Origin of the sequence: Arthrobacter sp. ok909 (assembly GCF_900104405.1) — a bacterium.
Classification (GTDB): domain Bacteria; phylum Actinomycetota; class Actinomycetes; order Actinomycetales; family Micrococcaceae; genus Arthrobacter; species Arthrobacter humicola.
Genome location: NZ_FNJS01000058.1, coordinates 1 through 10,482 on the forward strand (window position 1 = coordinate 1; position 10,482 = coordinate 10,482).

Consider the following 10,482-nt stretch of genomic DNA (forward strand, 5'->3'; position numbering starts at 1 on the left):
ACTCCCCTTGAACTTGTCGACAATGACCAGCTCGAGGCCGTTCAGGAGCAGTTTCGCACCGGCGCCATGAGCTTAGGTTGGGACCCAACCACCGCCCAGGTCCTACTAGAGGCCTACCCCATCACCGATGTCGATGCTGATGCTGATGCCGACGAATCGCTTGATGAGGACGGCGCTAACGAGCCCGAAATGCTGCTGGTGCGAATGCCGGTCGGCACCGCCCGCGCATTCGCCAAGCGCACCCGTGAGATCGTGGGCGCCGGGCGTCCGACGTGCCCGCTCTGCGGTTACCCCATAGACGCCGACGGGCACACGTGCACCCTTCCCGGGCTCTGATGCCAGCGCCGGACCTAGTGACCGCGGAGCTGACGCACCAGCGAGGCAGCGTCCCTCGTAGCTTCCGGACCGGAGGGCGATATCACGGCCGCCATCATCATCGCCGAACTCCTGCGACACTGCATGCACCTCGTGCACGCCCTGGGCCGCCACACGGTGACAGTCACCGTGGAGGACAACAACCCAGCGGCGATGGCCCTGTACCTCTCCCGGGACTTCCGCCGCCTCACGGACGATGACCCCGAATCTGACTACGACTGAGAAACAGGCCGAGAACACCGTTTAGTCCAGAGGCCCAAGGATCGTGGCTGCATCACCGCTCGAATCCGTGGCGCCTCGTCGTCGGGCGGCGCTGCCGGGGTCACTGCCTCTGGGATGCCGCCGCGGCCGGGTCAAGATCGGTGAGGGTGAGTGGATGTGCCGGGGCCGCCGGGAAGGGGAAGCTGGAAATCGCCGCTAGATCCGGGCCCACGTGGACCAGCTCACCGGCGGCCATGGGACGCCAGTCCGGGTTGTGATCCATCGGCACGGTGGCGATGAGGACGTGCGGGGATGTGGCGAGCTCTTCACTGCGGGCGTGGATACGGTGGCTCCTGGCCTCCAGGGGCGCTGCCGGGCCGGGGACACCGGCAGGGTCCCGTTCCAGGACATACAGCTCGTGCGTGGCCGGGTACCTAAGCGCCCACAGGTCCGTCGCGGTCGTCACGATCAGGTTCAGACTCAACACCGGCAGCTCCCTGGCGATCCAGGTGACGGCCCGGATGATGCCTTCTCCGACGTCCCCGCCCGCGCGCCGGGTCTCGGCGGTCATGAGGGCGAAGAGCCGTTCGCTGTCGGTTTGCCCGTGCACCAGATCCGCGACGCCGAGCCCGGCCAGGCGCTGCTCGAGCCGGTCGAGGTCCCCGAAGGCGCCATTATGGGCGAACAGCCGCCCGTCCTGTTCAAACGGGTGGGTGTTGAGAAGCGTGTGCGCCCCGGTACTGGCATACCGGACATGGGCAAGGAACGTCGTGCTCTTCAGAACCCGTGCCTCGCGGGCGAACGCGTGGTCCTCCCACGCCGCAAGCGGCTGCTTGGCCACATGGGCCCTGCCGGCGGCGTCAAAGGTTCCGATGCCCGCCCCGTCCGGTTCCCGCCGGCTCTGGTCGGACAGGCTGTCCGGGGCATCAAGAAGCCAGAACGTGGCCCGGACCGGCCGGAGGCCGGCGTGCAGGCCGAACAGTCGGCACATGGTCACTCCTCATAGATTCCCTGCTGAGAGTACCTGGCTCCCCCATCATCGCCCCGGCCCGGCACACCGGCATACCGCCGCCCCGCAACTCCGAATAGGAGCAAAAGTCACTGAACCCGCTTCATGGTTTCGGCTCCAAGAAGGCGCCTGTCGCCAGAATTCGCACCCCGTGACAGCGTTAGCCGGAGACGGCGGCCAAATCCGTGCTTGGACTAATCGTTTCCCTGTCCCCTTCGAGGAACGGTTCGTCGAGGCCGGAGTTGTCGACGGGTTCCTGATGAGTGAGGCCGGTGGCGAGGGTGACGACGTCGGAGAGTCTGCCGTTGCGCTCGAACGCTTGCCGCTGCCGACTGGCCCCCGTGCCCTGATCAAGGATCCTTTGCAGTGACTCCGCGACGTAGGCGGCATCGCCGGTATCGTCCAGGGCCTCCCGGACATGGCTGTGGAGCGCGTCGACGACGTTTCTCGCGGTGGCTGGCCGGTGCGTTACCGGATGCAGGAGCTCCCCCTCCATGCCCCAACGGCTGGCCCGCCAGGCTCCCTGACGCAGGATTGCGGCGGGAACCATGTCCGGTGGATGCCCGGCTTCCCATTCCCGGGCGGCGGTCTCCACCAGCGCCCGCACCAACGCGGCAATCAGTGCAGCGTCGCGGGCATCAACACAGACATCGGCCACCCGGACCTCGACGGTCGGGTGACGAACGGACAGACGCGCGTCAAAATCCGGGCTGGTGACCACCCCGGTGCCCGACAGGCCTTCCACCAGTGAATGGTAGGCCTGTGCCGAACCGAAAACCTCGGTGGGCCCGGCTGTGGACCACCGATTCCACGCCTGGGTTCGGAAACTGGCGTAGCCGCTGTCCGTGCCGTTCCAGAACGGGGAATTTGAGCTCAAGGCTATGAGCGGCGGCAGCCAGGATCTGATCCGGTCCAGGACCGCGACGCCCTCCTCATCGGAGCCCACGGAGACGTGGACGTGGTATCCGCAGGTCAGCTGCTCGCGGGCCGTCAGAGCGAATTTTTCCATCAAGGCGTCATAACGGATGTTACGGGTGGCCTGCGGTGTGGCCGGCAGCGGAGACGTGGCCAGGGCAGCGATCCTCGCGCCCGTCATCCGGGCCAGCGAGTCGGCATAGGCCCGACCCGCCCGGATCTCGGCCGAGAGGCCACTCAGACTGGAATGCGGGTGCGTGATGACTTCGAGCTGTTCCTGCTGAAGCTCCGCGGCCAGCATCTGAAGGGGTGCCAGGTCGTTCACCGCCGGGCGGGCGGGGACGTGCAGGCGAAGCACCTCCCCGGCCAAGGGCAAAGGATATCCGCTGTCGGGATCCACAATCAGGAATTCTTCTTCAACACCAAAAGTACGCACATGCTAAGTGTGACCGACGAAAGCGACAGCGAAGAACCACGGGCCAGTTTCCGCACGCAAGGGCGGCGGCGGTTACCCGTCGGCCGGGAAACACGAATCCGGCCGCGCAATCGATAGGCAGCCCGGTTGTAGTCCCCGGCGTCAGTTTCCCTTCACCTGGCCCTTCCGTGCGACGCGGTACGTTTGCCGGCCTGACACGCCTGTCGAGTGGTCTCGATCGACGCCGCACAGCCCCCTTGGCATTCTTGTCGTTCACTGCACGTAGCCTTTGGGCGCTGGCGAATGGAATCCAGGTGCACCATCCTCGGCACGGCACAAGAAAATCCCAACGACGCAAGCGCACAGTAAGAGCATGAAAGCACCACTAAGCGATGAAGTCATCGCCGTACGTGGCGTCCTCACCGATACACACCCGCTCGACTTCCAGGTCGTCGGGGTATCCGGCGCAATCGACCGCTTGACTCTTCCCCTCCGCGAACGCGGAACCGTGGTGCACCTGGAGACTCCGCACCACGGGATGGAAGTGGACCGGCAATCCGCAACTCTTCTGTACCGGGCGGCACAGGAACTCCTCAGCAATGTCTACAAATTCGCCCAGGCTTCAACTGTGACAATCCGGCTCGGCTGCGTTACCCAAGGCCTGAGCCACAGCGTCCAACTCAAAGTGACCGACGACGGCGGTGGTTTCGACGCACCGGCAGCCATGATTGGTCGGCACACCGGCATGGGACTGCGTCTCATGCGAGCGGCCGTAGGCCTTGCGGGCGGAGACATGATCATCTATTCGTCCGCCGCAGGAACCTGCGTGACGATAACACTGCCTCTGGACTAACGCCGGGCCGCATCGCACTTGTCGCCACCACAGCAAGGGCGGCGTTGGTCCGCCATGCCGGCTCCTGCCCCGCCGTCACCCCCACGGGCAACCGCCTCCAAGCAGGAGACGGCCTTCCCCACTCCCCCAGGTCTGCCGATTCCCACCGTTACGGACCTAACCGCACCACCATCCAAGCCCAGGAAATCGGTGCTGACATCGTGGCCGCTCTCGCCCGCACAGTGCTCGACCTGCATGACGAAGTCGCCAAGATCGACAAGCAGATCGAAACCCGGTTCCGCGAACACCAGCAGGCAGAGATCCTGCTTAGCATGCCCGGCTTCGGCACGCTCCGTGCAGCCGAACTTCTCGCCGCCACCGGCGGAGACATCACTGCATACGACAGCGCAGCCCGGCTGGCCGGCGATGCCGGCCAGGCGCCAGTCCCCCGCGATTCCGGACGCATCAGCGGCAACCACCACCGACCCAAACGCTACGACCGCCGGCTCCTCAACGTCTTCTACCTCGCAGCCCAATCCGCAGCACGATACTGCCCCCAAAGCCGCACCTACTACCAACGCAAACGCACCGAAGGCAAGGACCACAAACAAGCCGTCCTATCCCTAGCCAGACGCCGCCTCAACGTCCTCTGGGCCATGCTGCGCGACAGCACTCCCTACCGGCAACCCACCGCCCCAGTGCTTTGAGAAACCAAGCTTTGCCGGGCTACGTGCGCAAGGCCCGTTCACCTCCCGCGGCACTGATGGTGAATGGGCTGTTCGGCCGGAGCTTAGCGTGAATTTTGGGCGCTGCATCAGGCGTCAAAGACGACGGCACCCTTCACTCGAAGGGGGCCGCGCTGACGTGGTTTGGTTCCGGTTCTATTCGGCGGCCATGGGTTGGCCGTTGGGTGCCTCCAGTGTCAGGCCGTCCAAGTCGGGCCCCGTGACGCCGGCGATCCGCACGGACGAGGCGCCGGCGCCGTGGGCGATGATCTTCCCGCCGACGGTCAGTGTGCCGACGGGTCCTTCCAGGTCCACGGTGGCCAGGCCGTCGCCGTCGGTGGAGATGTCCGCCCCGATGTCTACGGAGCCGATGTGCCCGGTGGGCTTCACGCTCAGGGCGATGGCCGAGAGGGGCATTAGGACGCCTTTGACCAGGCTTTCGCCGGTGCCTCCGGAGGTGGACAGGCTGCCCGTGTTGGTCAGTTTGGGCAGGTCGCGGCTCACCTGCACCCCCACGGACCCGTCACCCCGCGTGGTGATTGACTCGAAAACGGCCTCGCGCAGCGAGCCGTCGTAAACATTGAATCCGCGGGCCCCCAGTCCGGTGGTCTCAATGGGAGCCTCCACGGAAAGCACGCCGATGTCGCCGAAGTTGACGAAACCGATGCCGCTGGGACCGTGCGAGGTGACCTTGGCCTTGGCCGTCCAGTTCTCCACGGCGCCCCAGTTGTCCAGCACCATATCGTTCTGCCCGAACGTGGTGGTGCCCAGATTCGCCACCTCCGTCGCGTAGGCGCCGCTGATGATGAAGACACCGCCGCTGATCAGGTCCGGCGTACCAGGGGCGATACCGCCGTCGGCGAAAACGTCCCCGGTGGAGAGCAGTTCGACCGCGACCGTGCCACCGTCGGCCTTGCCCGCCTTGTCGCCGTGACCGCCGACGAACACACCGCCGCCACGCACCGGAGCCTCCGCACTGCCCGCCGAGATGTTTTCCAGCCGTGCGGTGAGGACCACGCCAACATCGGGCTGCCGGTTCCAGAGAGTGAACGCCCCCTGCATCGCCTCGACCCCGAACCCGGTGGGCCGGTCCGCCCGGCCCCTGGTGTCCGCCTCGGCCACGTGCACGCCGTCGGCCTCGACGCGGCCGGCCCGGATACTGCCCTCGGCAGTCAGGTAGACCTGCCCGTAACTGGTGACGTTCGTCAGCCGAAGCGTGCCCAGGTCCTCCACAGTGGGGTCGTTATAGATGGCGAGCTCATGCGCCGGAGTGCGCACGGTGATGTCCTCGACGGAGTTGTCCCGCGTCAGCCGCAGGCCCTTGGCCCCAAAGACGAGCTCACCGCCGCGCAGCGCCACCCCGGGAGGCAGCGTCACCGAGGGCATCCCCTTCAGGGTGCCGGAGACTTCCACCTCCCTAGCCCCGGACGCCAGGGCCTCATTGAGCTGCGCAACATCCGTTACCTGTGTCCAGGGCACAACGCCACCACCGTTCTTCGGATCGGAATCTGGGACGGCAGCCTCCGTTGGCGCCGTCCCTCGCATGATGCTCCCGCAGTTTGAAGAGACAGGGGCCGGACAAGCACGGCAGCGCGTGGACTACGGGTCCGCTGCCCACAGCCGGGGAACAATTCCTCAAGGGTTATCCACCGCTGAGGTTGAATCGTCCCGGACTAACGGCATGCTGCGCGGCCGGGCAAGGCGGTGCTGCCCCGGAAGGTTTTACTGGTGCTCGCCGTAGTCTTTTGGATGTGGCAGTCACGGGGAGTTAAAGCGAACGAGCCGATACAAGGTGCCGGTCTAGAGGCATAGGGGTAAGCCCGGGGCATCACGGCATGTTCAGGGTGCGGCGGCCCACTAGAAACATACTGGCGGATGAATACCCCGCAGGGTATCATGGTGCGAGAAGGGCCCTGGAGATCTCCCCCAATATCTCCAGGGCCCTTCCCTGTCCGGGCCCAGGTCTATCGGCGCGGTGCGATGTACTATCGCGGCACGACCATCCTCGTCAACGTGCAAATTGTTCGCCCTCGCACGCTGGCCGCCGTCCGACGCAAGGTCACACGGAATGAAGTCGGCTCGGCATGGGGCATGCGGTGGGCAAGGTCTGGGACTTCATTCGCAGCTAGCCGTGTCTGTGGTTCTTACCGCAGTGGGCAAGACCCTCTCCGCACGCGCCTACGCCGGTGCGACGGAGTGGGAACAACGGCAGCGGACCGGCGAAATCAACACCAAGCCCATCCCTGCCCGCGTGCTCGAGGCCGGAACAGCGTTCTGGACCCCCACCGTAAGCGGCTTCCCTTTTTGATGGCAACGAAAGGCCTGCAAACGTTGGTAGCCGTCTCCATCGGGTTGCTCGTTCTTGCCATCTGCCTGGTGACCGGGGCCAACCTCTTCCTCGCAGCGTTCTCGGCTGGCATCACGGTGGCCACCGCGGGTCCGGGTTTCCGGGAGGAATTCGAGCAGTTCGGGGAACTGGTGGCCGAACTGCTTAAGCTGGCCGCCATCCTCGTGTTTGGTGCCCTGATCACTCCAACGTTCCTGTTCGGAGAGATCGCATGGGCAGGGTGGGTCTTCGCGGTCCTGGCGATTGTCGTGGCCCGCCCCGTGGCACTGCTCGTCTCCTTCCTTGGCACGCGGCTGCCGGCCAAGGAGCAACTGGCGGCCATGTGGTTCGGCCCCAAGGGGTTTGCCTCTGTCGTCTACGGGCTTCTCGTCCTTGAATCAAGCGTGGAACGCTCCGACGAGGTTTTTCACCTCGTGGCGCTCGTCATTGTGCTGTCCATCCTCGCCCATTCCTCAACCGACGTCCTCGTCGCCAGACAATTCGACAGCCGGCCTCCCCCGACCCCGGAGTCGTTGACGGGGTGACGCCTCAGGAGGTCTCGGAGCGGACGACCAGGACAGGACAGGGTGCGTGGTTGATGACCTGCGTCGAGACCGAGCCCAGGTGCAACCCGGGAAATCCGCCATGCCCTCGGGAGCCAACGACGACAAGATCCGCGTCCTTGGCAGCGTCGAGTATCGCTGACGCCGGTGAATCGCTGTCAACGACCTGCCCGGTGGCGGCCACGCCCTCATCTTCAACAGCCTTCAGCGCCTCAGCCTGCAGCGTCCCCGCGATGTGCTCGGGAGACTCCTCGGCGGCAATTTCACCCGCCGCCGTTTCCAGCACGGCGGGATACCAGGCCATCGGCGGCTTGTTCCAGGCTGTGATCAGGCGGAGCTGGCCATGGCGCTGGCGGGCCTTACTGCTCATTTGTTTTTCCTTCCACTGGCCTCAATGAGCATCCTAGCCTCGCTGGCCCGCGCCCGCTCAGACTCGGTGGTACGGTCGGCGCAGGCACTACAGCCGGTCCTCATTGAGTGGCCGGAGCAGACGCAACCAGTGCGGCCCAGAGGATCCGCTAAGGCGGCCGCTCTGACACGAGATGGATCAATTCCCTCCAACATGTGAATAATTACGCTGAGGCGTCAGCAGAATCCGGTACCGGAGGACAAAATGCGGGTCAGAGTCAGCGTCGGAATATTAGTGATCGTCTGGCTCGCGATCGGCCTCGCCGCAGCAGCGCAGCGCGGATACTTCGCCGGACAGCCGGCATCCTGCGCCTCGGTTGGAACCGTCGCGCTGACAATCGTTACAGGGCCGCTGAATTACACGGGCCTGAACCCCAAGATCGCCTGCGACATTCCCCAACCATCGCAGTAGCCCCGGGACCGGAGCCCGGTCGTCGGGCGGGAACCGGGCTCTTGTGAAGAGCCGCCGCCGGCAGGCCCGGATTACGGGGTACGCGCCGGGGCCGGGCCCGGTGACCGGGCCACTGTTGAACGTTTCAAGGAAGAGGCAGGTAACGGTCATGAACATTCTTCTCGTCATCGCGGTGGTCCTTGCGGTGCTGTTCTTCTTCGGAGGCGGGCTGGTTCCTTCTTTGAACTTCCTGATCTGGGTTGGCGTGGCGCTGTTGATCCTCGCTGCCGTCGGCTTCCTCATGGGGCGCAGGAGGACCTGAAAAGCCCCGGGCCGGGTGAGTCTGCGAAGAGTCGCATCCGGCTGGCCGGCCCTGACCCGCCGCTGGCAGTGACCATGCGGCGATCGCAGGGTTTTTCCGGATACTCATTCACTCTGTCGGATCGGCATTCAGGCGACGAGGCTCATTCTCCTACGACTACCGTGACGGGCTGCAGGTCCGGGCTTGCACCCTTCATCCAGGTGGCCCATCAGCCGAACGCATCACAGGCGGCCGTTTATCGGGCGAGTCCGGTGCGGCACGGTGCGGCGTCGAGCCGTCCATGCCAGTGCGAAGGTGAGCCGTCGTCACATTTCCGGTGCCCGGCGCGTATCAGTGACGTGGGCCGTTTTGTCCTGGAATCACCTCCGGGGCATTGATGTGAATCCGTAGCGTGACCAGAGCAGTCCGGAATCGGCACGGTTCACGTCCGCATCGGGCAGATCGGCTCGGGTGAGGCCTGCTGGCCTGCCCACCGACCGGCCCCGTGCCCTGTCGGCGCGCTCCTGGTGGCTGCCGTCCGGGGCGGCCCGGCCGCTCCCCCTCTCGTCAATGGAGCAGGAGCCGGCCGCACCGGGGGCGGTTTACATCCGCGCGAATTTGGCCTTCACCATCAGGTATAGGCCGTAGCAGATCAGACCGGCACCGACGGCGGTCAGCATATATACCCCGTAGGGCTGCTCGCGCAGCGCCTTCAACCCGCCATCGAGGCCAGTGGACTCCTGGGGACGGGCGGTAACGGTGGCAATGATGAACAGCAATCCCACCAGAAACAGTGCGATGCCCTCGGCCATGTAGCCGACTACGCCCAGCCCCGTAATAACGGACCGGCCCGTGGCCGAGGGCGGCAACCGCAGATCCTTCTTGAACGATGCCTTGAATCCGAGGACCACGAAGACAATGCCGACGACGGCGACCGCCGCCCCGATGGCGATCAGCAGGAAGGGACCCCCGGGTGCTTTCATGATTGAGACCGTGAAATCACTGGTGGACTGTCCGCTGTTCTTGCTGTTTCCGCTCGCGGAGGCAGCGAACGTCAGCGCCATGACGGCGAACACCACCGCCTTGGCGCCGGCGGAAAGTCTGTTCCCCACCTTCTTCTTGGCTTCCAGCTGACCGTAGCCGAACACGGCGTTCCCGGTTTGCCAGAGCGCCAAAGCCACGCAGGCGGCGAAACCGGTCCACAGCAACAGCAGTCCCTCGGGCTGGACGGCGAGTTGGGCCACGGCGCCGCCCTGGTCCGCCTGCCCGGCCTTACCGAAGGCCAACCGGATGGCGACCGATCCGGTCAGAACGTGCAACAGGCCGCTGACGGCAAAACCCGCCCGGGCGGCGATCACAAGAGCCCTGGAGTTCGATGCCTCCTCGACCGCGTCCGCGGCGTCGTTCAGCTCCTTCTTCATTTTTCCGATCCTTGGTGCAAGCGCGCACGCAAATCCGGTGTTGTCTAACACGCCCATTTTGTCACGTGAGTCCACGCTCATACAGGCCTGTTCTGAGCCGCGACGACCACCGGTGCCGCGGCGTGCATGTCTTGGATCGAGCGTTTCCGGTTGCGGGAGGAGGCAACGCCGGCAGCCACGGACCGATGCACGAGGACCGCTTCCTGCCGGACAAGGCGATCGACGAGGCCGGTGCGCGGCTGCGCATCCGCCGCATGACTGCTCGGCCGGAGCTCAAGGTCATGGACGAGAAGATCGCCGCCATGAAGCTGGAGAAGGAATCCGCGATTGACGCGCAGGACTTCGAAGGTGCCGCGTCGCTGCGTGACAAGGAGCAGAAGCTCATTGCCGAACGCGCCGAGAAGGAACGCCAGTGGAAGACCGGCGGCATGGACGACATCTCCGAGGTTGATGAGGATCTCATCGCCGAGGTGCTTGCGAATTCCACCGGCATCCCGGTCTTCAAGCTGACCGAGGAGGAGTCCTCGCGCCTGCTGAAGATGGAAGACGAGCTGCACAAGCGTGTGGTCGGCCAGGACGAGGCCATCAGGGCCCTGTCCC

The 10,482-nt window shown here is 65.2% G+C and carries 12 protein-coding genes and 2 pseudogenes; 9 read left to right on the forward strand and 5 right to left on the reverse strand.

Features of this window, described 5'->3' with window-relative positions; translation table 11 throughout:
* Both BLR03_RS23265 and BLR03_RS24645 read left to right on the forward strand, forming a co-directional pair.
* Positions 1 to 336: DUF3090 family protein (locus tag BLR03_RS23265; RefSeq protein ID WP_139184660.1), on the forward strand; the 336-nt coding region annotated here is incomplete at its 5' end.
* Positions 337 to 459: 123 nt separating this feature from the next.
* Complete coding sequence (locus BLR03_RS24645; protein ID WP_175460680.1) at positions 460 to 597, forward strand: N-acetyltransferase; 138 nt, start codon at positions 460 to 462, stop codon at positions 595 to 597.
* 100 nt (positions 598 to 697) lie between these two features.
* Here the strand turns inward: BLR03_RS24645 and BLR03_RS23270 are convergent, their stop codons facing one another.
* Positions 698 to 1,567 carry a class II glutamine amidotransferase gene (locus tag BLR03_RS23270; RefSeq protein ID WP_091256876.1) on the reverse strand — a complete coding sequence of 290 codons (870 nt, stop codon included), beginning with the start codon at positions 1,565 to 1,567 and terminating at the stop codon, positions 698 to 700.
* 178 nt (positions 1,568 to 1,745) lie between these two features.
* Entirely contained in the window at positions 1,746 to 2,936 is a 1,191-nt protein-coding gene (locus tag BLR03_RS23275; protein ID WP_091256878.1) for a glutamate--cysteine ligase, read from the reverse strand.
* Between the two features lie 352 nt (positions 2,937 to 3,288).
* Here BLR03_RS23275 and BLR03_RS23280 point away from each other — a divergent pair, with 352 nt between their 5' ends.
* A complete protein-coding gene (locus tag BLR03_RS23280) occupies positions 3,289 to 3,768 on the forward strand; it encodes a sensor histidine kinase (RefSeq protein ID WP_091256880.1) in 480 nt (159 codons plus the stop codon).
* 179 nt (positions 3,769 to 3,947) lie between these two features.
* Positions 3,948 to 4,454 (forward strand): annotated as a pseudogene (locus BLR03_RS23285) (transposase); the annotation flags it as partial.
* A 174-nt stretch (positions 4,455 to 4,628) separates the two neighbouring features.
* Here the strand turns inward: BLR03_RS23285 and BLR03_RS23290 are convergent.
* Positions 4,629 to 5,951 carry a hypothetical protein gene (locus BLR03_RS23290; RefSeq protein WP_091256881.1) on the reverse strand — a complete coding sequence of 441 codons (1,323 nt, stop codon included), beginning with the start codon at positions 5,949 to 5,951 and terminating at the stop codon, positions 4,629 to 4,631.
* Between the two features lie 658 nt (positions 5,952 to 6,609).
* Here BLR03_RS23290 and BLR03_RS24650 point away from each other — a divergent pair.
* Together BLR03_RS24650 and BLR03_RS23295 are read left to right on the forward strand one after the other, a co-directional pair.
* Complete coding sequence (locus tag BLR03_RS24650; RefSeq protein ID WP_175460681.1) at positions 6,610 to 6,780, forward strand: hypothetical protein; 171 nt, start codon at positions 6,610 to 6,612, stop codon at positions 6,778 to 6,780.
* Positions 6,780 to 7,343, forward strand: coding sequence for a cation:proton antiporter domain-containing protein (locus BLR03_RS23295; protein WP_254788674.1), 564 nt, complete (start codon positions 6,780 to 6,782; stop codon positions 7,341 to 7,343). Before BLR03_RS24650 ends, BLR03_RS23295 begins: the two co-directional genes overlap by 1 nt.
* A 4-nt stretch (positions 7,344 to 7,347) precedes the next feature.
* Here the strand turns inward: BLR03_RS23295 and BLR03_RS23300 are convergent, their stop codons facing one another.
* On the reverse strand, positions 7,348 to 7,731 hold the full coding sequence (locus BLR03_RS23300) for a universal stress protein (protein ID WP_091256883.1): 384 nt from the start codon (positions 7,729 to 7,731) through the stop codon (positions 7,348 to 7,350).
* Between the two features lie 243 nt (positions 7,732 to 7,974).
* Between BLR03_RS23300 and BLR03_RS23305 the strand changes: the two genes are divergently transcribed.
* Together BLR03_RS23305 and BLR03_RS24260 are read left to right on the forward strand one after the other, a co-directional pair.
* Positions 7,975 to 8,181: a hypothetical protein gene (locus tag BLR03_RS23305; protein WP_091256885.1), complete on the forward strand. Its 207-nt coding sequence runs from the start codon at positions 7,975 to 7,977 to the stop codon at positions 8,179 to 8,181.
* A 148-nt stretch (positions 8,182 to 8,329) separates the two neighbouring features.
* Positions 8,330 to 8,482 (forward strand): DUF2207 domain-containing protein, encoded by a 153-nt coding sequence (locus BLR03_RS24260; RefSeq protein ID WP_139184661.1) that lies wholly within the window; start codon positions 8,330 to 8,332, stop codon positions 8,480 to 8,482.
* Between the two features lie 581 nt (positions 8,483 to 9,063).
* On the opposite strand, the gene BLR03_RS23310 is transcribed toward BLR03_RS24260, so the two are convergent.
* Positions 9,064 to 9,882 carry a DUF1206 domain-containing protein gene (locus BLR03_RS23310; RefSeq protein ID WP_091256886.1) on the reverse strand — a complete coding sequence of 273 codons (819 nt, stop codon included), beginning with the start codon at positions 9,880 to 9,882 and terminating at the stop codon, positions 9,064 to 9,066.
* 194 nt (positions 9,883 to 10,076) lie between these two features.
* Here BLR03_RS23310 and BLR03_RS23315 point away from each other — a divergent pair.
* A pseudogene (locus BLR03_RS23315) lies at positions 10,077 to 10,482 on the forward strand (UvrB/UvrC motif-containing protein); the annotation flags it as partial.

Coding starts and splice junctions, on each gene's coding strand:
- BLR03_RS24645 (WP_175460680.1), top strand. CDS start 460: ATGCACCTCGTGCACGCCCTGGGCCGCCACACGGTGACAGTCACCGTG.
- BLR03_RS23270 (WP_091256876.1), bottom strand. CDS start 1,567: ATGTGCCGACTGTTCGGCCTGCACGCCGGCCTCCGGCCGGTCCGGGCC.
- BLR03_RS23280 (WP_091256880.1), top strand. CDS start 3,289: ATGAAAGCACCACTAAGCGATGAAGTCATCGCCGTACGTGGCGTCCTC.
- BLR03_RS23295 (WP_254788674.1), top strand. CDS start 6,780: ATGGCAACGAAAGGCCTGCAAACGTTGGTAGCCGTCTCCATCGGGTTG.
- BLR03_RS23300 (WP_091256883.1), bottom strand. CDS start 7,731: ATGAGCAGTAAGGCCCGCCAGCGCCATGGCCAGCTCCGCCTGATCACA.
- BLR03_RS23305 (WP_091256885.1), top strand. CDS start 7,975: ATGCGGGTCAGAGTCAGCGTCGGAATATTAGTGATCGTCTGGCTCGCG.
- BLR03_RS24260 (WP_139184661.1), top strand. CDS start 8,330: ATGAACATTCTTCTCGTCATCGCGGTGGTCCTTGCGGTGCTGTTCTTC.
- BLR03_RS23310 (WP_091256886.1), bottom strand. CDS start 9,882: ATGAAGAAGGAGCTGAACGACGCCGCGGACGCGGTCGAGGAGGCATCG.